General features: G+C 69.5%; 18 protein-coding genes. 9 read left to right on the top strand and 9 right to left on the bottom strand.

Annotation, left to right across the window (positions count from 1 at the left end; all coding sequences use genetic code 11):
• Positions 1-3 precede the first annotated feature (3 nt).
• From recJ to H4O13_07935, 8 genes are all read left to right on the top strand, one after another.
• The gene (gene recJ, locus H4O13_07970; protein ID MBE5315323.1) at positions 4-1,713 is read left to right on the top strand and encodes a single-stranded-DNA-specific exonuclease RecJ; all 1,710 of its coding nucleotides are present in this window, start codon (positions 4-6) and stop codon (positions 1,711-1,713) included.
• Positions 1,714-1,796: 83 nt separating this feature from the next.
• The gene (locus H4O13_07965; GenBank protein MBE5315322.1) at positions 1,797-2,915 is read left to right on the top strand and encodes a hypothetical protein; all 1,119 of its coding nucleotides are present in this window, start codon (positions 1,797-1,799) and stop codon (positions 2,913-2,915) included.
• Positions 2,916-3,061: 146 nt separating this feature from the next.
• A protein-coding gene (gene prfB, locus H4O13_07960; protein MBE5315321.1) for a peptide chain release factor 2 occupies positions 3,062-4,190 on the top strand; the annotation gives its coding sequence in 2 pieces (ribosomal slippage) (positions 3,062-3,136 and positions 3,138-4,190; 1,128 coding nt in all).
• Positions 4,191-4,337: 147 nt separating this feature from the next.
• Positions 4,338-5,858, top strand: coding sequence for a lysine--tRNA ligase (lysS, locus tag H4O13_07955; protein ID MBE5315320.1), 1,521 nt, complete (start codon positions 4,338-4,340; stop codon positions 5,856-5,858).
• A 209-nt stretch (positions 5,859-6,067) separates the two neighbouring features.
• Positions 6,068-6,403 (top strand): hypothetical protein, encoded by a 336-nt coding sequence (locus H4O13_07950; GenBank protein ID MBE5315319.1) that lies wholly within the window; start codon positions 6,068-6,070, stop codon positions 6,401-6,403.
• A 174-nt stretch (positions 6,404-6,577) separates the two neighbouring features.
• Complete coding sequence (locus H4O13_07945; GenBank protein ID MBE5315318.1) at positions 6,578-7,303, top strand: c-type cytochrome; 726 nt, start codon at positions 6,578-6,580, stop codon at positions 7,301-7,303.
• Positions 7,300-8,598, top strand: a complete 1,299-nt coding sequence (locus H4O13_07940) for a c-type cytochrome (protein MBE5315317.1) — start codon at positions 7,300-7,302, stop codon at positions 8,596-8,598. The genes H4O13_07945 and H4O13_07940 overlap by 4 nt, the downstream gene beginning before the upstream one ends.
• A gap of 14 nt (positions 8,599-8,612) precedes the next feature.
• Complete coding sequence (locus H4O13_07935; GenBank protein ID MBE5315316.1) at positions 8,613-8,933, top strand: hypothetical protein; 321 nt, start codon at positions 8,613-8,615, stop codon at positions 8,931-8,933.
• Positions 8,934-8,959: 26 nt separating this feature from the next.
• On the opposite strand, the gene kynU is transcribed toward H4O13_07935, so the two are convergent.
• From kynU to H4O13_07900, 7 genes are all read right to left on the bottom strand, one after another.
• Positions 8,960-10,222 (bottom strand): kynureninase, encoded by a 1,263-nt coding sequence (gene kynU / locus H4O13_07930; protein MBE5315315.1) that lies wholly within the window; start codon positions 10,220-10,222, stop codon positions 8,960-8,962.
• 630 nt (positions 10,223-10,852) lie between these two features.
• Positions 10,853-11,542 (bottom strand): hypothetical protein, encoded by a 690-nt coding sequence (locus H4O13_07925; GenBank protein ID MBE5315314.1) that lies wholly within the window; start codon positions 11,540-11,542, stop codon positions 10,853-10,855.
• Positions 11,543-11,544: 2 nt separating this feature from the next.
• Positions 11,545-11,877, bottom strand: coding sequence for a nuclear transport factor 2 family protein (locus H4O13_07920; GenBank protein ID MBE5315313.1), 333 nt, complete (start codon positions 11,875-11,877; stop codon positions 11,545-11,547).
• Positions 11,878-11,954: 77 nt separating this feature from the next.
• Positions 11,955-12,404 (bottom strand): hypothetical protein, encoded by a 450-nt coding sequence (locus H4O13_07915; protein MBE5315312.1) that lies wholly within the window; start codon positions 12,402-12,404, stop codon positions 11,955-11,957.
• 42 nt (positions 12,405-12,446) lie between these two features.
• Positions 12,447-15,248 (bottom strand): hypothetical protein, encoded by a 2,802-nt coding sequence (locus H4O13_07910; GenBank protein ID MBE5315311.1) that lies wholly within the window; start codon positions 15,246-15,248, stop codon positions 12,447-12,449.
• 4 nt (positions 15,249-15,252) lie between these two features.
• Entirely contained in the window at positions 15,253-16,038 is a 786-nt protein-coding gene (locus H4O13_07905; protein MBE5315310.1) for a hypothetical protein, read from the bottom strand.
• Positions 16,038-17,333 carry a hypothetical protein gene (locus tag H4O13_07900; protein MBE5315309.1) on the bottom strand — a complete coding sequence of 432 codons (1,296 nt, stop codon included), beginning with the start codon at positions 17,331-17,333 and terminating at the stop codon, positions 16,038-16,040. The genes H4O13_07905 and H4O13_07900 overlap by 1 nt, the downstream gene beginning before the upstream one ends.
• Before the next feature lie 116 nt (positions 17,334-17,449).
• Here H4O13_07900 and H4O13_07895 point away from each other — a divergent pair, with 116 nt between their 5' ends.
• The gene (locus H4O13_07895; GenBank protein ID MBE5315308.1) at positions 17,450-19,963 is read left to right on the top strand and encodes a protein kinase; all 2,514 of its coding nucleotides are present in this window, start codon (positions 17,450-17,452) and stop codon (positions 19,961-19,963) included.
• A 59-nt stretch (positions 19,964-20,022) separates the two neighbouring features.
• Here the strand turns inward: H4O13_07895 and H4O13_07890 are convergent, their stop codons facing one another.
• Both H4O13_07890 and yhbY read right to left on the bottom strand, forming a co-directional pair.
• Complete coding sequence (locus H4O13_07890; protein MBE5315307.1) at positions 20,023-20,400, bottom strand: hypothetical protein; 378 nt, start codon at positions 20,398-20,400, stop codon at positions 20,023-20,025.
• 80 nt (positions 20,401-20,480) lie between these two features.
• On the bottom strand, positions 20,481-20,783 hold the full coding sequence (gene yhbY, locus H4O13_07885) for a ribosome assembly RNA-binding protein YhbY (GenBank protein ID MBE5315306.1): 303 nt from the start codon (positions 20,781-20,783) through the stop codon (positions 20,481-20,483).
• Positions 20,784-20,848: the final 65 nt, after the last annotated feature.

Below are 20,848 nucleotides of genomic sequence, written 5' to 3'. Positions count from 1 at the left end.
CGCATGCGCATCGAACGACGCAGCGTGCCGCGCTCGCCGCTGCTCGATTTTCCAGGCCTTCACCCCGTGCTGCGTCGCGTCTATGCCGCGCGCGGCGTGCAGTCGCCTGATGAGCTTGACCTGCGCCTGACCGGGCTGCTGGCGCCGCAGCTGGCGGGCTTGGAAGCGGCGGTCGATCTCTTGATCTCAGCGCGCGCGAGCGATCAGTCGGTGCTGGTGGTCGGCGATTTCGATGCCGATGGCGCCACTGGCAGTGCGGTCGCGGTGCGCGGCCTGCGCCTGCTGGGCTTCCGGCGGGTCGGGTATCGCGTTCCGAATCGCTTTCTGCACGGCTATGGCCTGTCGCCCGCCCTGGTGGCCGAGCTCGAGCCTGCGCCCGATCTGATCCTCACCGTCGACAACGGCGTGGCCGCGCATGCGGGAATCGCGGCGGCGCATGCGCGCGGCGTGCGTGTCATCGTCACCGACCATCATCTGCCCGGCGACAGCCTGCCTCCTGCCGATGCGCTGGTGAATCCGAATGTCCCCGGCTGCGAGTTTCCGAGCAAGGCGCTGGCCGGTGTCGGTGTCGTCTTCTACCTCCTGCTCGCACTGCGTGCGCGGCTGCGCGAGGGCTTGGCCTTCGCCGGCGGGGAGCCCGATCTCGCCCAGCTGCTGGATCTGGTGGCGCTGGGCACGGTGGCGGATCTGGTGCCGCTGGATCGCAACAACCGCCTGCTGGTGCAGGCCGGGCTGAAGCGCATCCGCGCGGGCAGGGCCTGCGCCGGCGTGCGCGCGCTGTATCGCGTGGCAGGTCGGGACCCGAGCCGCGCCTCAGCCACCGACTTTGGCTTCGTCCTCGGGCCGCGCATCAACGCCGCGGGTCGCCTGGAGGACATGGCCGTCGGCATCGAATGCCTGTTGAGCGACGACGAGACCACGGCATTCGCGTTGGCGCAGCGCCTGCACGCGCTCAACGCCGAACGCCGCGAGCTGCAGCAGCAGATGGTCGAGCAGGCCGAGGCGGCGGTGCTGCGCGCGGATTTCAGCGCGCAGGCCCACGTCAGCGCTGGCGTGGCCCTCGCCGATGCGGGCTGGCACGCCGGTGTGGTCGGGCTGGTCGCTTCCAAGCTCAAGGAGCGCCTGCACCGCCCGGTGTTCGCGCTGGCGCCCGGCGATGAAGAAGGCCGCGAGTGGAAGGGCTCCGGGCGTTCGATCGCCGGCTTCCACCTGCGCGACTGCCTGGCCGAGATCGATGCCCAGCATCCGGGCCTGATGCTGCGATTCGGCGGCCACGCGATGGCCGCCGGCCTGTCGTTGGCGGATGTCGAGGTCGAACGCTTCTGCCGCGTGTTCGCCGCGACCGTGGAGCGCCGCATCGACCCTGCGCTGCTGGCGCCGGTGCTGCTGACCGACGGTGAGCTTGCGGCGGGCGAGTTCGAGCTGGGCCTCGCCGAGACCCTGCGCGAGGCCGGCCCCTTCGGACAGGCCTTTCCCGAGCCGGTGTTCGACGGTGTCTTCGAGGTGCTGGACTGGCGCCTGATGGGCGAGCGGCATCTGCGCTTCTCGCTGCGCCATCCGGACAGCCGCATCCCGCTGTCGGCGGTGTACTTCGGCGGTTGGACCGGCAGCCCGCCGCCGCGCCAGGTCCATCTGGCCTACCAGCTCGGCAGCGACGATTACCGCGGCGCCCCCGAACTGCGGCTTTACGTGCGTCACCTCCTGCCAGCCTGAGCCGCGCTGCGCGCGTGATACGTCCGCGCGCCGAATGTCGTCATCCCATCCGAGGCCGGAGGCGCCGGCCAGGACGACATCGCATGACTACGCAGATTTCCGGTTCCCGTTCGAGTCTCCCGCGCAGCGCGCTGCGCGCCCTGCTGGCCGCCCTCCTGCTCGCGGGCGGTGCCGGGCAGGCGCTCGCCCAGACCACCCAATGGCGCTCCGGATCCCTCGTTTACACGCCGCTGATCGATCAGCTGGGCAACTTCCAGTCCAACGGCACCGGCTACTTCGTTTCGCAGGCGTACATCAGCAGCCCGCCGCAGCCGACCGTGGGGCAGCGCTTCTACCTGAGCGTCTACCTGTCGGCGATCGCCTCGCCGCCGGTGGGGCGCCTGATGTTCCCGCATCTGCAGCTGCCGGCAGGTGTCAGCGTGGTGGCCGATCCTGCCGTTCCGCTGCGCTGTTTCTACCGGCCCATGAGCGGCGGCAGCCAGTTCTTCGAGTTCACCAGCCAGGCGCTCAACGACACCAGCTTCGGCGCCAATCTGCGCATCGCTGGTTGCCCGCAGCCGTCCAGCGCCGCGCTGCCTTTGCGCAGCCTGACCAACGGTGCCACGGGTTCCGGTCTGCTTATCCCACGCCGCGATGCGCAGAGCAGCGGCGAAGCCTGGCCGATGGGCAGCTATGCCGCCTATGAGTTTCTGGTGCCGGTGGTGAGCACGATGACGCTCGACCGCTTCAGCCCAGCCAGCCTGTTCCGTGCGCCGACCTACTCGATGCAGGGCGACGGCCTGAGCAGTTGGGCGTATCCGCAGCTCAATCTGGAAGTGCATCCTGCGGTGGGCGGCGGTGGTTCGGCCGACATGCGCATCGCGTCCATCAACACCACCACGCCGACCAGCCCGCTCAACCGGCGGGTGGTGGCGCGCTGCCAGAACGACGGGCCCAATGCGGCGCAGAACGCCAGCTGCAGCTTTACCCGTCTGCCGGCGGGGGCGACTCAGGGCTGCACGCCCTCCGGCCTGCAGGCCAGCCTGGGCGTGGGCGCCTTCATCGACTGCTGGACCGAGTTCCCGGGCACGGCCAACGGCGACACCGTGGAAGTGACCGCCAGTTCCGCCACACCCGACCCCAACCCGCAGAACAACGGCATGGGCGTGAGCATCCAGCCGATGCCGGGCGGCGTGCTGTTCCGCTCAGGCTTCGAGCCCTGAGCGCTTCGCGCGCGCACTGACGGTGGCCGTGGCGCTTCGAGGCCAAGCGATGCCCAAGCTTCGGACGCGTGCGCCGGTTCGGTCGGGCCGAGGCGCTCTGCTACACTCCGCGGTCTTTTTTCCGCGCTGCTGCCGCAGGTGCCCGCATGTTCGAAGTCAATCCCGTCCGCAACCAGATCGCCGACCTCTCGCAGCGGCTGTCCCTGCTTCGGGGGTTTCTTTGACTACGACCGCAAGGTCGACCGTCTTGAGGAAGTGACCCGCGAGCTGGAAAGCCCGGACGTCTGGAACAAGCCCGAGAACGCCCAGCAGCTCGGCCGCGAGCGCGCCCAGCTGGAGAAGGTCGTGGTCGGCATCCGCGGCTTGCAGAACGCGCTGAAAGACGCCGGCGAGTTTCTGGACCTCGCCGAGATGGAAAGCGACGAAGACACCTTCAACTCGGTGGTCGCCGACGTCGCCAAGCACACCGCCGCCGTCGAGAAGCTGGAGTTCCAGCGCATGTTCTCCGGCAAGATGGATTCGGCCAACGCCTTCGTCGACATCCAGGCCGGCGCCGGCGGCACCGAGGCCCAGGACTGGGCCGAAATGCTGCTGCGCATGTACCTGCGCTGGGCCGAGTCGCGCGGTTGGAAGACCGAGCTGCTGGAAGTGAGCGGTGGCGAAGTCGCCGGCATCAAGTCGGCCACCTTCCGCGTCGAGGGCGACTTCGCCTACGGCTGGCTGAAGACCGAGACCGGCGTCCACCGCCTGGTGCGCAAGTCGCCCTTCGACTCCGACAACCGTCGCCATACGAGCTTCACGTCGGTCTTCGTCAGCCCCGAGGTCGACGACAACATCGACATCGAGATCAATCCGGCCGACTTGAAGACCGACGTGTACCGCTCGTCCGGCGCCGGCGGCCAGCACGTCAACAAGACCGAATCGGCGGTGCGCATCACCCACGTGCCCAGCGGCATCGTGGTGGCCTGCCAGACCGAGCGCAGCCAGCACGCCAACCGCGACCGCGCCATGAAAATGCTGGCCGCCAAGCTTTACGAGCTTGAAATCCAGAAGCGCAACGCGGAGAAAGACCTGGTCGAAGCGTCCAAGTCCGACATCGGCTGGGGCAGCCAGATCCGCAACTACGTGCTCGACCAGAGCCGCATCAAGGACCTGCGCACCGGCATCGAACGCAGCGACACGCAGAAGGTGCTGGACGGCGACCTCGACGAATTCGTCGAGGCCAGCTTGAAGTCGGGCCTTGAGGCGGGCTCCAAGCGTTTGGATGCGGTTTGAGAGGCGGGGATTGGGGATTAGGGATTGGGGATTGCGAATTCCTGCTCCTGCGCCCTAGTCCCGGTCGCTTCCCTTGGCGCGTAAGCCTCGCAGTTCGATTGCCTGGCTTTCGAATCCCCAATCCCCAATCCCCAATCCCGGCCCCCAATGACCACCCAGCCCAACGCCGCGCCTGCTACCGACGAGAACTTCCTGATCGCTGAGCGCCGCAGCAAACTGAAAGCGCTGCGTGAGGCGGGGCCGGCGTTTCCGAATGACTTCCGTCGCGAGCACTTTGCGGGCGACCTGCAGGCCGAGTACGCCGACGCCGAGCGCTTCAGCGCAGACGCCCTGGCCGAAGCCGGCCGCACGGTGCAGCTCGGCGGTCGCCTGCTGGCCAAGCGCGTGATGGGCAAGGCCAGCTTCGCGCAGATCCAGGACGAGTCCGGCCGCATCCAGCTCTACCTGACCCGTGATGGGATCGGCGAAGAGAGCTATGCCGCCTTCAAGGGCATGGACATCGGCGACATCGTCGGCGTCAGCGGCGGCTTGACCCGCACCCGCACCGGCGAGCTCTCGGTCGAAGTGAAGTCGCTGCGTCTGCTGACCAAGGCGCTGCGCCCGCTGCCCGACAAGTTCCACGGCATGACGGATGTCGAACAGCGCTACCGTCAGCGCTATGTCGACCTGATCGTGAACCCGGAGGCGCGCGAGGTCTTCGTGCAGCGCTCGAAGATCATCCGCGCCATGCGCAGCTGGCTGGACGCGCGGCGTTTCCTGGAAGTGGAAACGCCGATGATGCATTACATCCCCGGCGGCGCCACGGCCAAGCCTTTCACTACCCACCACAACGCGCTCGACCTGCAGCTCTACCTGCGCGTCGCGCCCGAGCTGTACCTGAAGCGCCTCGTGGTCGGCGGGCTGGAGCGGGTCTACGAGATCAACCGCAACTTCCGCAACGAAGGCGTCAGCACTCGCCACAACCCCGAGTTCACGATGCTCGAGCTGTACGAGGCCTACGCCACGTACCACGAGATCATGGACCTGACCGAGCAGGTGATCCGCCACTGCGCGGTCGAGGTGTTCGGCACGCCGGTGCGCGAGTGGGAAGGCGCGAGCATTGATCTCGGCCCCGACTTCCGCCGCTGGCGCATGGACGAAGCGGTGCGTCACTTCAACCCGGAGATCAGCGCCGCCGACTGCCGCGACCGCGAGGCGCTGGCCGCGCACTGCGCGCGCCTGAAAATCTCGGTCAAGAAGGGCTACGGCTGGGGCAAGCTGCTGCTGGAGATCTTCGAGAAGACCGTCGAAGGCCAGCTGATCCAGCCGACCTTCATCACCCACCATCCGGTCGAGGTCAGCCCCCTGGCCCGCGAGAGCGACAGCGAGCCCGGCATCACCGAGCGCTTCGAGCTGTTCATCAACGGGCGCGAGATCGCGAATGGCTTTTCGGAGCTCAACGACGCTGAGGACCAGGCCGCGCGTTTCCGCGCCCAGGTCGAGCAGAAGGAGGGCGGCGACGACGAGGCCATGCACTTCGATGCCGACTACATCCGCGCACTGGAGTACGGCATGGCGCCTACGGGTGGCCTCGGCATCGGCATCGACCGCCTGGTGATGCTGCTGACCAACTGCGCCTCGATCCGCGATGTGCTGCTCTTCCCCTACATGCGGCCCGAGGCCGAGTAGAGCAGGGCGGGGGCATTCAGCCGCGGCGCGCGTCCTGCCCGGCGCGCTCGCGCATCAAGCCGGCAAGCGCACGATCCGCGTGCTCCGGGTTGCCGGCTCGGCTGAACGCGCAGCAACGGGAGGCGTTGCACACGTCCACGCGCGAGCCGCCGAGGCGTTGTGTGGAGTGTCGCCGCAAGCGACACCCCACCTGTCCCTCGGAGCCCGCCATGCATTCTTCAAACGTCTCCACGATCAGCGCCCGCGCTCTAGCCCTCATCGCTCTCCTGAGCATCGCTGCGCCCGCACTCGCGCAGGGTCGCGGCATCGAAGCGCGCCAGGACCTTCAGCAGACGCGCATCGAACGCGGCGCCGCGCGCGGCGATCTCACCCACTGCGAGGCGCGCCGCCTCGACGCGCGCGGCGATCGCATCGAATCTCGCGAGCAGCGCTTCCGCGACAGCGGTGGGCTGCAGCCCGCCGAGCGCGTGCGCCTGCATCGCGACCTGGATCGGCTCTCCCGGGACACCGCCGAGCAGCGGCGCGATGGCCGCGGCTGCTGGTGAAGCCGCGAGCAGCCACGACGCGCGATCCATCCGGGACCTTCGGCGCTGGCCGCCTCACGGCCTGCGTTGCAGAATTCGCGGATGAATCCATTGCCTGAAGTGCGGTGTCCGCCGCTTCGTGCACGCCTGCCCGAATTCCGTCTTCGCGCCTTGCCTGCCCCGCGGCTGGCTCTGATGTGGCTGCTGGCCAGCAGCGTCTCGTTCGCACAGACGGGTGCCGCTGCCGAAAGCGCTGAACTCGCGCCGCGCCTTGCGGCCTGCGCGACCTGCCATGGCGCGCAGGGCGAGGGCGCCGAAGGCAGCGAGTACGCTCCGCACCTCGCCGGCAAGCCCGCGCACTACCTGTACGAGCAGCTGCGCGGATTCCGCGACGGCGGTCGCCAGCATGTCCAGATGGCTTGGCTGGTGCGCCATCTCGACGATGCCTACCTGCGCGAGATCGGCGAGTTCTATGCGGCACTGCCGCCGAAGACCGCACCCGCCGAGACGTTGGCGGCGCAAGCAGAGCGCCCGGGCGATGCGATCGCGAGACAGCTGGTGGCGGAGGGCGATGCGGCGCGCGGCCTGCCTGCCTGCGGCGCCTGTCACGGCGCTGATCTCGTGGGCGTGGAGCCCGGCGTACCGGCCCTGGTCGGACTGCCGGCGGAGTATGTGGTCGCCCAGTTCGGCGCCTGGCGCACCGGCGTGCGCACCGCGGTCGCGCCGGACTGCATGGCCGACATCGCGAAGGCGCTGACGCCGGCCGAGATCCGCGCGATTGCCGAATGGCTGGCCGTGCAGGGCCACAGCGAGCCGCGCCGGCCGGCGCCGGCCGGCAGCCTGGCGCTGCCCAAGGCCTGCGGCTCGAATCCTTCGCGCGCGCCCGCGGAAGCGTCGGCATCTTCGGGGGCATCGCCATGAGCCGCCGCATCCCGCGCTGGCTGCCGGCGGCCGCGGTGCTCGCGCCGCTGCTCATGCTGCTGTTGAGCCTGGCCCTCTACGGCCTGGTCCAGCAGGGCGGGCTCGCGCCGTTCCGCGTGCCTGAGAGCCAGACGCGGGTGGTGCCGACCGATTCCGCCCTGGTCGAGCGCGGCGCGTATCTGGCGCGCATCGGCAACTGCGCCGGCTGCCATACCGCTTCGGGTGGCGAGGCCTACGCCGGCGGGCGCGCCTTCAGCAGCGACTACGGCACGGTCTATTCCAGCAATCTCACGCCGGATCCCCAGTTCGGCATCGGCGAGTGGTCGCTGGCCGAGTTCGAACATGCGATGCGCCACGGCGTCAGCCGCAATGGGATCGCTTCACCGGTTTTCCCGTACGCCAACTTCGCGCAGTTGCCCGGGCAGGACATTGAAGCGCTGTTCGCCTATCTCGGCCAGCTCAGTCCGGTGCGGCGCGCGCAGCCTGAGGCGGTGATGGCGTTCCCTGCCAATCTGCCGGGCGCACTGCTGGCCTGGCGCCTGCTTTACCACCGCCCCGTCGAACTGCAACCCGTAGACGGCATGGATGAGGGCTGGCAGCGCGGCCGCGCGCTGGTCAACGGGATTGGCCACTGCGCGATGTGCCACGGCCGGCGCGGGCGCTTCGCCTCGCTGGCGGCGGATGCCGAACTGGGCGGCAGCCGTATTTCGGGCTGGTATGCGCCGCCGCTGCACGAGGGCTCGCTGGAGGGACGCTTCGCGCCCGGCACGATCGCCATCTATCTGCGCGGTGGTACCGCGCACGATCGCGCTGGCTATGGCGCCATGGCCGACGTGATCGCGGCCAGCACCCGCTATCTGAGCGAGGCCGATGCGCAGGGCATCGAAACCTATCTGCGCAGCCTGCCGGCGCTGCCGCTGGCTGAGGCGTCCAGGCACCGGCTGCGGGCGACCGGCGAGCACCTGCGCGAAGGCCGCGCCCTGTACGCGCAGCGCTGCGCCGATTGCCACGGCGAGGACGGTCGCGGCGAGTCGGGCCGCTATCCCGCGCTGGTGGATTCGGCGGCGGTCGTCGGCAGCGATCCCGTCAATCTGGTCAAGCTGATCTCGCTCGGCGCCATCGCCCCGAGCACGCCGCTCAATCCGCGCCCGCACAGCATGCCGCCCTCGGCGCATCGCCTGAATGCGCGCGAGATCGCCGCCCTTGTCAACGATGTGCGCGAGCGCTGGGGCAGCAGCCCGCGCCCGGTCACGCCGGACGAAGTGCGCGAACTGGGCGGCATGGTCCGCCACTGACAGAGGAGATCCGCGTGTCCCCGAACATTGCCGAGAACCTGGCCCTGATCCTGTTCCTGCCCTGGTATCTGGTGATCCTGGTGGTGTACTGGCGCCTGCGCCGCAAGCCCGCGCCCTGGCTGGGGCGGGTGTTTGATCTTGCCGCCATCGCGGCGTCGATCGCGGCGGCCGCCATCGCCGGGCCCTGGGCGCTGGCGCATGCGGACGACAGCATTGGATCGATGTGGCCGCAGATACTCGCCACCGTGGTTGGCTACGGAGCCTTCCTCGCGGTGATCACGTTGGCGGCCCTGCTGCGGCGCATGCTCGCGGGCACGCGGCCGACGCCCGGCTGAGGCGCCGATTCCGCGCGCGTCGCGGCTCAGCCTTGAGACGCGCTCCAGGCCAGCACGGTGTCGGCGAAGCGGCGGATCTCGGCGAAGCGGTTGTACAGCGGCGCCGGGCTGATGCGGATCACGTCCGGCTCACGCCAGTCGCCGAGCACGCCGTGGGCGGCCAGGTACTCGAACAGCGCGCGGCCCTGGGCGCGCCCGCCGCGCACGCGCAGGGAGAGCTGCGCACCTCGGCGTTCCGGCTGCTTCGGCGTCAGCACTTCGAGCACGTTCGACAGCTCGCTCTCGATCAGCGACTCCAGATAGCCCGTCAGCCGCAGCGAGCGCTCGCGCAGCGCGGCCATGCCGCCGGCTTCGCGAAAGAGTTCCAGTGAGGCGCGCACCGGGGCGAGTGCGAGGATCGGCGGGTTGCTCATCACCCAACCTTCTGCGCCCGGCGTCGGATCAAAGCTTGACGCCATCTGGAAGCGCGTTGCGAGCTTGTGCCCGTACCAGCCGGTCAGACGGGGCAGGGTGCTGTCGTGGGCATGGCGCTCGTGCACGAAGATGCCGCTGACCGCGCCGGGGCCGGCGTTGACGTACTTGTAGTGACACCAGGTGGCGAAGTCGGCGCCTGTGTCGTGCAGGGCCAGCGGCAGGTTGCCCGCCGCATGCGCGCAGTCGAAGCCCACTGCCGCGCCCTGCGCCTTGGCGAGACGCGCGATCTCCTTCAGATCGAAGGCCTGGCCGGTGCGGTACTGGATGCCCGGCCACAGCACCAGGGCCAAGCGCGGGCCGTGCTGCTCGATCGCGCGCGCGATCTCCGCCATCGAAATCGTCCCGCCCGGCTCATCCGGCTGAACCTCGATCAGGCAGTCGGCCGGATCGAAGCCGTGGAAGCGGATCTGCGACTCCACCGCCTGCCAGTCGGAAGGAAACGCGCCGGCTTCGATCAGGATCGCCGGGCGCTCCGGCGTGGGCCGGTAGAAGCTGACCATCAGCAGATGGAGGTTGACGGTCAGCGTGTTCATCGCTGCGACTTCGATCGGCTGCGCGCCGACCAGTTCGGCCAGCGGTGCAGTCATCGATTCGAGATAGCGCAGCCACGGCCGCTCGCCCTTGAAGTGGCCTTCCACCGCCCGCTCGCGCCAGACCGCGAGCTCACCGAGCACGGCGGCCTCGGCGTCCTTCGACTGCAGGCCCAGCGAGTTGCCGACGAAGTAGGCCAGCTCGCCTTCGCCGTGACGCGGGATGTGGAAGCGCTCGCGGAAGCGGGAGAGCGGGTCGGCCTGGTCAAGCGCGGTGGAATGCATCGGCAGGGTCTCGATGGCGGGGCCTGCATGGTACGGAGTGCCGCCACGCGCGTGGGCATTCGTTGCGCATCAAAACCCCGCCCGCATCGGGCCGCAAACGAAATCTGCATAGGCTGGGCCCGGCACGCCATGAGCTCGACGTTTGCCCCGGTCCCGGCAATGGCACTGCCGGCGCTGGTCCGCTTCGGTGGGCCGGTGCCCACCCTGTGAGCCTTTGGGGTTCAGGCGCTGCCGCCTGGTCTTGCTCAGGTCCCGCGCTGGTGCTCAGCAGCGCCTGTCGGAGGTCGGCGACGCGCGCGTTTCGATATCCACATCGCCTGTGGATAAGTGTGTGCATGGGTTCGGGGCGGACCTGCGCAAAGCCCTGTGCATCAAGGGCTTGCTGGACGCTGGCGAAAATCTGACCAAAGCAAGATTAGCAATATAAATCAATGAGTTGCGATAATCTCTTGAAGTCAGCTGAGATGCCCGAGTCCGGAAACTGTCGCTTGACAGAGCGGCGATTTGCGCTGTGCACAACCTGCGCTCGATGAGATCGCCCGGAACCCTTGCAGGAGCGGCGAAGCCGGGGGCTGTCAAGCACTTTCTGGCCTCGCTTTCGACGTTGAGAGGCGCGGGCCGCGCAGCGGCCTACTGCGGACGGGCCAGCCCCTGGCGCCGACGGAACACCAGCCACAGGTAGGCAATCGCCAGCAGCGGCGAAGCCAGGAACGAGAAGTAGGACAGCGTGAGCACCACCAGGTAGGCCGCATCGTTGACGCTGCGGTCTTCGGCGCGGATGCCGCTCATCAGGTTGAACACCACGTGTTCGAGATTGAGCAGGGCCAGCGAAACCACGATCAGGGCCAACGGCAGCAGGCAGGCGACGATCGCCTCCCACGCCCGCAGCCCGGCATCGCGCTTCAGGAACACCAGCAGCAGGGCCACCCGCCAGCTGGCGACGATGCCGAGGAACCAGGCATTGGCTGCCAGCGCTACCTCGCCGCTCATGAAGCGCTCCACCGGAATCGCGTAGAGCAGGGCGGGCGGTGAGGTCAGGCAGACGAACAGCAGCACGTTGCGGTAGCTCCAGCGCCGCGCGCGCAGCGGCAGGATCAGCAGCCACAACACCAGGGCCAACGAGAACACGTAGGCCAACGAGCCCAACCCGGCGATCTGCCACAGCTCGGCCCGCGGGTTGTCCCAGTAGCGGCCGATGCCGGCCAGCCAGGTCATGGCCAAACCGAAGCCCAGATAGGCATCGGCATGCGTGCGCACGCCCGGGCCCATGCGCCGGAACGTCAGCAGGCGGCCGACGTCGCGCAGCAGCTCCGTCCACATGCTCAGCTGTGGAACCACACGCAGCGGATCAGGCCGCCGCTGATGCGATAGACCGCAACGACCTCGAAGGGCTGCTCGCGCAGGCCGCTGACGCGCTCGTGGTCGACCACGGTGTCGCCGACGGCGATGCGGTTGACCAGCTCGGCGTGCAGGGCCGGCAGGTGGAAGCGCTCGTTCGCATAGAACTCGCCGAGCGCTGCCCGGCCGCGCAGGCTGGGCTCCGTGGCCGGCATGCGCCAGACCTCGACATCCTCGGCGTAGACCTCCAGAAAGCGCTGCAGGTCGTGGGCGTTGTAGGCATCGAGCTGATGCTGGGCGACATCGATCGGGTTCACGCGCGGTGTTCTCTCGGCTGCGGTCGGGTCACGAAGACTGCCACAGCGCGGAGCGCGCTCGAAGCCTGCGGCGGCGTTCAGACCGCTGCGGCGGTCGAACGGGCGGTCGCCAGACCGGCGGCCGCGAAGCCCGCCAGCGGCAGGACAAGCACGGTCAGGGCCATGAACCAGGCGGGGTGCGGAATCATCGCGAAGTTGGCGATGGCGCCGAGCAGGATCACCGCGACGACCACGCCCGCATACAGACGATGGCGGCGGCCGGCGAGGAAGGCGGCGACCAGGCCGCCGAGGAAGACCCCGAGCAGCCAGGCCAGCAGCACGAAGAGCAGCGCGCCGATCGGCATCGCGGCGACATGCGCCGCAAGGGCCTGCAGATCGTTCGCCTGCAAACCCACAGGCGGCGGATACAGGCGATGCCCGAGCCACTCGACCCCTGCGATGGTGAGCCCCGCGGCGAGCACGCCCGCGACCGTGGCGCCGATGCCGCGCGCCAGCCCTTGAACGATCTCGCGCACCGTGCGTGCCATCCGGGTTCTCCCTGCTGCCGCGCGGCCCGCGGCGGCCGAATCTTACGCCGCCGCCTCGCCCTCGTCCGCCCTGCGCAGCACTGCCACCGGCTGTGCCCAAGGGCTGCCGGGCCGGCGCTTGCTGGTGACCAGCGTGAGCTCGGAGGGCTGGAAGACGTTGATGTTGTGGGTCACCGGCGTGGTCAGCACGTACTGCGCACGGGTGGCCTTCAAGAAGGCACTGACCTTGTCGATGTTGAAGATGTCGAGATGGGCGAAGGGCTCGTCGATGAACACGAAGCCGCCTGGGCGGTGCTCGTCGCGCATCAGGGCCACCAGCAGCAGCAGGGATTTCATCACCTGCTGCCCGCCTGAGGCCTCGCCGTCGTCCATGCCGATCCAGCCCTTCTTGTCGAACTCGAAGCGCACGATCAGGCCGGACTGCGCCAGCGCCAGATCGTCGCGGCCGAACTCGGGCAGGTCGACCTCGACGCCAATGCCGGCCAGCTCGGCCAGGTGGCGCAGGTTGCGGGCGTACTGGCGCAGGGTGGCGCGCAGCACGCTCAAGTAGGCGCCGCGCGCTTCCTCGGTGCTCTTGCGGGCGCGCTCGGCGTGCGCACCGCGGCGTTCGAGGTCGGTCTTCAGCGCCAGATGGTCGTCGGCCAGCTTGTCGCGCAGGCCGAGCACGTTGTCGTCGGTTTCCCAGTGGCCTTCGCGCAGGCGCGCTTCGAGACGATCCACTTCGCGACGCACCGCTTGCGGCGTCTCGTAGGCTTCGCGCAGTTCGGCGAGTGCCGCCAACGTGCGCTTCTCGAAGGGAATGCCGGCGCGCTTCTTGCGAAAGGCCAGCAGGCGCAGCAGCTGCTCCTGACGCGCGCCCAGCAGGTTGCGCTCGGCCTCGCTGCGCTGGCGCTCCTCCTGCTTCAACTCGGCATCCAGACGGTCGCGCTCTCGCGAGTTCTGCTGTCGGCGCTGCTGCGCCCCGGCAAACGCCGACTCGGCGGCGGCGAAGGTTTCGGCGGCGCGCAGCACGGCGGCTTCCAGCAGCTCGCGCTGGCTTTCGGCCTCGGCGAACTCTTCGGCGCGCGCCGTCAGCTGCGCTCCCGCCTGGCTGCCCTTCAACTGGGCTTCGATCTCGTTGATGCGCTGGCTCAGTCCGCGGCGCTCGTCGACCAGCTCCAGCAGGCGTGATTCCAGCTCGGCAAGCCGCGATTCGCCCTCGCGCAGCTGGCGCTCGCGCGCGGCGGTGCCGAAGTAGCTGTCGTCGACGCCCAGATGGCGGCCGCCGCGACGCTCCTTGTAGTAGCCCGCCGGCGTGATCCACTCCTGCTCGCGCGGCAGGTGGGCGCCGTGCTTGACCTCGTCGACGCGCTGGATGCGCTCCAGCTGACGCGGCAGCCACTCCGGCGGCAGGGCGGTGAACTCGACCACGTCCAGCAGGCTGCCGGGCGCGGCCTTGCCGACCGGTGCGCGGTCGGCGACCACGAAGTGCTTGTAGCGCAGGCGCTCACCGATGGCCCAGGCCGCTTCGCGGTCCTTCGCTTCTTCGAGCAGCACGACGTGGCGATAGCCGGCCAGCACGCCTTCCACTGCCGCCTGCCAGGCCGGATCGGTGATCTCGACGATCTCGCTGAGCATGCGGTGGGCGATTCCGGCGCGATCGAGTTCGGCGCGGAACTGGCTTTCGAACTCGGGCACGTAGCGACGGCCGCTGCGCCAGGCCTGCAGGCGGCTCTTCAGCGATTCCAGCTCGCGATGGGTCGACTGCTCTTCGCTGCCCAAGGCGCCGGCCTTGGCGCGCAGGCCCTGCGCTTCTTCGCTGAGCGCGCGCACGTCGACCTGGTCCTGCGTCTCCAGCTGCGCGTTGAGGCGATCGCGCTGCTGCAGCACCACCGAGTTGGCGGTATGCGCCGCGCGCGCGCGCTCCAGCGCCTTCATCGCCGCCTGGCGCGATTCGTCGGCCGCGCCCTGCTCGGCGCGCAGGCGCAGCTCGCCCTCGTCGCACTCGGCAATCAGGTGCACCAGCTCGCTGCGCTCGGCCAGCAGCTCGCGGGCCTTGCGCCGCTGCACCGCCAGCTGCGGCCGCGCGTTGCGGATCACCGCCAGCTGCTCGGCCAGCTCGACCCGCGGCAGCACGTCGATCATCAGGTCCTGGCGCTCGCGCTTGAGCGCCTGCCATTCGCCGTAGGCGCGCGCGCGGCCTTCCGCCGCCTGCAGGCTGACGCCGAGCAGATTCAGCTGATGGTTGAGCGAGGCCAGCTCGCGTTCGGCTTCTTCCTGCTCGTTGCGCGCGCGCTGGTAGTCGTCCAGCGTGGCCTTGTCGCCGAACACGTCGAAGACCAGATCGAGCAGGGCGCGCGGCGAGAGCTGGCAGAGCTTGTCGGTTGCGCCCTGTTCCAGGGTGAGCACACGGCGGATCGCGCCGGACAGACCGGCGGCTTCGAGGCGGATGCGGTAGTCGCGCAGGCCGATCCACTCGCCGCGCTGGTCGGCGTCTTCGATGCTGGCCGCGCCGGCGAGGATGGCGAACTGCCGAGTCCACTCGCCGCCTTTCTTCTGGATGCGGCAGAACAGGGTGGCCTGGCTGTCCATCACCGGAAAGAAGGGCCGCGCGCCGGTCGGGCCCGGCGTGTTGCCGACCACCGCGCGCAGCCAGGCAAAGGGCTTGCCGTTGTGGCGCAGATAGCTCTTGAAGTCGCGGTTGCCGGCGCAGTCGATCGTCAGCAGGGTGCGCAGGGCATCGAGCAGGGTGGTCTTGCCCGAGCCGTTGGGACCGACCACGGTGATGATGTGGGCATCCATGGGCAGGCTGAAGCGCTCCCAGTAGTCCCAGTGGACGACTTCGAGCTCGCGAAATTCGAACATGGCCTCAGGCTCCCTGCGGGCTGCTGTCGGTGCCGGCATCCATCGCCAGCGGCGCGTTCCAGCCGGCGTCAACTGCGTCGGCATCGTGCAGCGGGATCTCCTCGTCGTCGGTCGAAGGCAACGGCGCCTCGGCGAGGCGGATCGCGCGTTCGGCGCGCGCGGCCGGGCTCAGGATGTCGGCCAGTGCGCCATCCAGAATGCGTCGGCTGGTGCGCTCGTAGTCGAAGGCGAGATCCAGCAGCGGGCCCTCGCTCAGCTCGCCGGCGCGGCGCTGGATGAAGCCGTGGCGCGCGAGCACGCCGAGGTTGACGTTGACCGCCATCTTGCCGCCGAGCTTGTCGGCGAAGTCGGCGATCAGGGTGCGTTCGCTCAGCGTCGGCGACACGCCGGCATGCACCGGGATGGGCTTTTCTTCCGCGAACATCTGCGCCTGCTGGGCGCTGGCGGAGTCGGCGTCCTGGCGTTCCACCTGGCGCTGGCGCTTGGGCAGGATGATCAGCGCCCACAGCACCACCAGCAGCGCCATGGCGTTGCGGTCGAGCTGCAGCTGGTTCGACAGCCAGCCCTGGTCTGCAGCGAAGATCGCCTTCTCCTGCGCGCGCGCCAGCGCCACGCCCATGTTCGCGGCGTAGGGATGCTCACGCAGCACCAGCCCCGCGGCCTCCAGACGCTTGTCGAGGTCGGCACGAAAGGGTTCGTCCAGCAGGGCGCGGCGCGCCAGTTCGTCCTCGCGCGGCAGCCAGCGCTGTGCGAGCAAGCGCGCGATCAAGGTGGCAACAGGGTCCTGCATCATTCCTCCGCGGGGGCCACGAGCGGCCGCACGTCACCCGCGCTCATCAGGGCGATGCCGCCGCGCCCGCGCAGGTCGATCTTGTCGTTGCTGAAAGTGACGCGCAGCGAAAGCCGGGCGATGTCCGCCGCCGGGCCGTCGAGTGCGGCCGATTCCGGATCGCCGAGCAGGCCGAGCAGGGACAGGCGATAGGCGCTGGCGGCGTAGTCTTCGCTGGGCACGAGCTTGGACAGCGCGGTCTCGCGCCGCACCTCGCCCAGTTCGTCGCGCCAGCGCTGCAGGCGGCTGGTGTCTTCGGTGTCGATCGGCAGCGCGTCGGTGCGCGGCGCCTTGGCGCCATCGGGCAGGGTCGAGACCAGCTGCGCCGCGCGCTCGCGATCGACCAGCTCGAACTCTGCCACGTCCAGCGCGATCTGGTCCTGGATGAAGGCCGGGCGCGGCGGGGCGGTCCACAGTTCCTCGGCGAATTCGCCCAGTCGCTCGGCGCTCTGGTCGCGCAGCCAGCCGACGAGGTCGGACGAGGACAGGCCCGACTGGCCGAGATGGATGCGGTCGCGGTCGATCTGGTTCAGCGCGCGGGCGAACACGCTGGCCTGGCGCAGCAGCGCCGACTGCGCGCGGCCGACCGCTTGCGCCAGGCGATGGGTGCTGGGGTCGAGATCGAGGTCCGGATCCGCGGTGATCTTGCGCACCACGTCCGTGCCGCGTTCGACCCACTGCCAGGCCTGGTCGAGCCGGGCTGACGCTGCACGGATGCGATACTCGGAACCGGACAGCACGGCGCGGTCGAAGTCGTCGCGCAGCTCGGTCAGGCGCGAGAGCAGGTGCGAGAGCTCGTCGGCGGGCACCACGCCGACGGCCTGGCTGGCCGCGATCTGGGCCGTCAGATAGCCGACGCCGTCGTGGTCGAAGGCTTCGAACTCCAGCAGGGTGGACAGCGCGGCGAGCGTTTTGCGGCCGAGCGGGCTGACCCGGTAGCGCTGGATCTCGGTCTCCCAGACCACAAGATCGTGGTCCTTCAGGCGACCGAGGATGGTGTCGAGCTTGACGGCATCGATGTAGCACAGCTGCTCGCGCACTTCGGCCGGGCTGATGTCGGGCGGGTCGATACGCGAGCCCAGCGCGCGCAGCACCAGCAGCCGCGCCAGCACGCCGCCTTCGCCGCCGTGGAACAGGGCCGAGAACGCACGCAGCAGCTCGCGGCCGCGCAGCAGCAGGGCCAGCCCGGGCAGCTCATCGGCGCTGAAGCCGGGTGCGAGGAAATCGTTGAGGCGATCGTCGGGGGAGTCGGTCACGGGAAGCTTGGGGCCGCCGGCGGGCGCGGCGGCGTAGGGTGGTGCAAAGTCCGGTGGGCTGCAAGCCGCTTTCCCGCGGCCGAACGGGGCAGGGGAGTTGCTATGCTGTCCGCCGTTTGCCTACGCGCCCCGGCCTGCCCTTTGTGATCGAGATTCCCGGCTACCGCATCGACCGCCCCATCGGGCGCGGCGGCATGTCGACGGTGTATCTGGCTCTGCAGGAATCGGTGCAGCGCGAGGTCGCTCTCAAGATCATGTCCGGCACCTTGCTGGGCGACGAGGAGTTCGGCGAGCGCTTCCTGCGCGAGGCGCGCATCGCCGCCAGCCTGCGGCATCCGAACGTTGTTCACGTCTACGACGTGGCGCAGCACGGTGAGCACCACTACATGGCGATGGAGCACCTGCCCGGTGGGCCGGTGATGGCCCGTCGCGGGCCGCGGCGCGACTTCGCCTTTGCCCTGCGGGTGGTGCGGGAGATCGCCAGCGCGCTCGACTACGCACACAAGCGCGGCGTGGTGCATCGGGACATCAAGCCCGACAACATCCTGCTGCGCGAGGACGGCAGTGCGGTGCTGACCGATTTCGGCATCGCCCGCGCCGGTGATTCGATGCGCATGACGCGCACGGGGGCGATCATCGGCACGCCGCACTACATGAGCCCCGAACAGGCCCGCGGTCAGCCGCTGGACGGCCGCGCCGACCTGTACAGCCTGGGCGTGGTGTTCTACCAGCTGCTGCTGGGCGAGGTGCCCTACCAGGCCGATGATTCGGTCGCGGTCGGCATCATGCACATCACTGCCCCGCTGCCGCAGCTGCCGATGGCGCTTGTCGAGCTTCAGCCGCTGTTCGAGCGTCTGCTCGCCAAGGACCCGGCGCAACGCTTCCAGACCGGCGCGGAGTTGATCGCGGCGCTGGAGGCGATCGCCCATCTGCGGCCCGAGCTGCCTGAGCCCGCGAGCCCGCGAGGCCGACGTGCTCCGGCGGCGGTCGCCGACGTCTCGCCCACCGTGGTCACGCCGCCCGAAGCGCGCGCTGTGCGCGCTTCGAAGCCCTCGGACGGCCCCTCGCTGGGGCGCATGGAAGGCATCACCACTGGCGAGCAACCGCGTCGGCGCTCTGCCGCTTCGGCGAAGCCGACCACGCCGCGGCGCTGGCCCTGGCTGCTGCTGCCGCTTGCAGCCCTTTTGCTGGTGCTGGTGTTCGAGGCGCCGCTGCGCGAGCTGTGGAGCGGTTCCGATCGCGGCGAGCAGCTCGCGCGGGCGGAAGCCGCGCTCACGGCGGGGCGCCTGCAGGACGATGCCGATGGCCCGGGGGCGCGCAGCCTGTACAACGCGATTCTCGCGGCCGAGCCCGATCATGAGGCCGCGCGCGAGGGTTTGCGTCGCGTGGGTCGCGCCCACCTGGAAGCCGCTCGCGCCCGCATCGAAGCGGGCGACGCGACCGCTGCGCGCCGCGAGCTGGAGTGGGCACGCGAGCTGGGCGCGGGCAGCGAAGACGTTGCGGCTTTGGCCCGTCAGCTTGAGGCCCAGCAGGGGCAGGCTGCCGGCGAGGAAGCTTTGGCGCAGCGGATCGAGGCGGCTGCGGCAGCCCTCTCGGCGGGGCGCATCGAAGAGCCGGGCGTCGGGGCGATCGCCCTCTACCAGCAGGCCTTGGCTCTTGCGCCGGAGAATCCCATTGCGCGAGCGGGGTTGCGGGCAGCCCTGGCGCCCCTGATTGCGGCCGCGCGCAGCGATCTCGAAGCGGCGGCATTCGCAGAGGCCGAGCGCCGACTTGCCGTCGTGGCGCAGGCTGACCCCGGCCATCTGGAACTTCCCGAACTGCGAGCGGCTTTGGCCGAGGGACGCAAGGGCCGCGCCGAGCGCATTGCGGCGCTGCTGCAGCAGGCGCGCGAGCGGGTCGCACGCGGTCAGCTGACCACGCCGGTCGGACGCAGTGCGCAGGATGCGTACCGCGAAGCGCTGGCGCTCGATCCCGACCTTGCCGAAGCCAGTGAAGGTCTGAGGCGACTGGGGCGCGAGCTGCTGCGGCGCGCCGAGACCGCCAGCGCAGACTTCGATTTCGAAGCGGCCGAGTCGGCCCTTGATGCCGCGGCGCTGCTGGTGCCGCCTCCGGCTGGGCTCGATCGCGCCCGCGAGCGCATGGAGGAGGCCCGTCAGAACTATGCGCGGGTCGCGGAAGGACAAACCGTCGATCCGGCGCGCGTCAACGCACTGGTCGCCGACGCCGAAGCGGCCATCGCCGAGGGGCGCCTGCTGCAGCCGCCGGGCGAAAGCGCCTACGACAGCCTGCGCGCCGCACTGGCGCTTTCGCCGTCGGACCCGCGTGCTCGCAGCCTCCTGCAGGGCCTTCCCACGCAGGCACGACAGCGTTTCGATGCATCACTCGCGGCCAGTCGGCCGAACGATGCGCTGCGCTATCTGGAAGGTCTGCAGGTCGTGGCACCCGCGTCCGCGGAGCTGCCCTTGATGCGCCAGCGTTTGGCAGTGGCCTATCTGGGCTTGGCCAATGAGCGGCTCGGGCGCGGCGAGCTCGCTTCGGCTCGCCAGGCGCTGGAGCGCGCAGCCGAGCTGGAGCCGAACCACGTCGAAATTCCCTCGCTGCGCGCGCGCCTTGAACAGGCGGGCGGCTGAGGCAGGTTTCGGGCGGCGCTGGCCGGATCAATCCGACTCGACCGGTGTGCGCGACTCGTTCAGCCTTGCCCCATGAGGAACAGGCCTGCCACTCGGCGGCCTTCCAGCGCGAGCAGGTTGTAAGTGCGCGCTGCGGCGGCATTGTCCATGGCTTCGATGCCGACCCCGCGACTGAGAAAGGCAGCCATCAAGCGCGGCGGCGGGAACACCTGACGCTGACCTGTGCCCAGAATGAGCACTTGCGGAGCCAGGTCCAGAATGCGCTTCACCAGGGCTTCGTCGATTGCATCCAGCGATTGCACATCGAGATCGCGATGCACCTGATCGGGCAGGAGCAGCAGGCTGCGGCTGAATTCCGCATCGTCGATGCGGATCGCCTCCGCGGACACCCAGCGGATGGTGTAGAGGCCTTCCTGGCGGTCTTCAGCGAGAGGCATGCGGCGCTCTGGGCGTCGGGGACTGGGGCTTTGCATGCGAGCACGACGCGCGTGCAGGCGCAGTCGGCAAAGCGCGGGCGTCAGCGCGGCAGGCTGATCTGCGGTCGTTCCTTCGAGCGACGGAACAGCGTTGCGATGTTGCCGATGCGCTGGACGAGGTTGGTCTTGGAGCGCATGACCAGCTCGGCGACGATCTCGTCGCGGGCATCGCGGTCTTCGGCGGCGATCTTGACCTTCACCAGCTCGTGGTGCTCCAGCGCCAGATCGAGCTCGGCCAGCACGGCCTCCGTCAGACCCTTGCCGCCGATCATGATCACCGGCTTCAGTCCATGGGAAAGTCCGCGCAGATAGCGCTGCTGGGAGTTGCTGAGCTGCTGGAACATGGTCAGACATCGGAAAAAGGCCGCTCAGGGTATCATGCAGCCTTTACAGCGATCCCACTGCCGCC

The organism is Lysobacterales bacterium (assembly GCA_014946745.1).
In the GTDB taxonomy this organism is placed as follows: domain Bacteria; phylum Pseudomonadota; class Gammaproteobacteria; order Xanthomonadales; family Xanthomonadaceae; genus Aquimonas.
The sequence above is the reverse complement of the archived record's forward strand: the minus strand, read 5'-3'. Positions and strand labels throughout refer to the sequence as shown.

Coding starts and splice junctions, on each gene's coding strand:
- H4O13_07915 (MBE5315312.1), bottom strand. CDS start 12,404: ATGGCACGCACGGTGCGCGAGATCGTTCAAGGGCTGGCGCGCGGCATC.
- H4O13_07925 (MBE5315314.1), bottom strand. CDS start 11,542: ATGTGGACGGAGCTGCTGCGCGACGTCGGCCGCCTGCTGACGTTCCGG.
- lysS (MBE5315320.1), top strand. CDS start 4,338: ATGACCACCCAGCCCAACGCCGCGCCTGCTACCGACGAGAACTTCCTG.
- H4O13_07890 (MBE5315307.1), bottom strand. CDS start 20,400: ATGCCTCTCGCTGAAGACCGCCAGGAAGGCCTCTACACCATCCGCTGG.
- kynU (MBE5315315.1), bottom strand. CDS start 10,222: ATGCATTCCACCGCGCTTGACCAGGCCGACCCGCTCTCCCGCTTCCGC.
- H4O13_07910 (MBE5315311.1), bottom strand. CDS start 15,248: ATGTTCGAATTTCGCGAGCTCGAAGTCGTCCACTGGGACTACTGGGAG.
- H4O13_07945 (MBE5315318.1), top strand. CDS start 6,578: ATGTGGCTGCTGGCCAGCAGCGTCTCGTTCGCACAGACGGGTGCCGCT.
- H4O13_07950 (MBE5315319.1), top strand. CDS start 6,068: ATGCATTCTTCAAACGTCTCCACGATCAGCGCCCGCGCTCTAGCCCTC.
- yhbY (MBE5315306.1), bottom strand. CDS start 20,783: ATGTTCCAGCAGCTCAGCAACTCCCAGCAGCGCTATCTGCGCGGACTT.
- H4O13_07905 (MBE5315310.1), bottom strand. CDS start 16,038: ATGCAGGACCCTGTTGCCACCTTGATCGCGCGCTTGCTCGCACAGCGC.
- recJ (MBE5315323.1), top strand. CDS start 4: ATGCGCATCGAACGACGCAGCGTGCCGCGCTCGCCGCTGCTCGATTTT.
- H4O13_07965 (MBE5315322.1), top strand. CDS start 1,797: ATGACTACGCAGATTTCCGGTTCCCGTTCGAGTCTCCCGCGCAGCGCG.
- H4O13_07940 (MBE5315317.1), top strand. CDS start 7,300: ATGAGCCGCCGCATCCCGCGCTGGCTGCCGGCGGCCGCGGTGCTCGCG.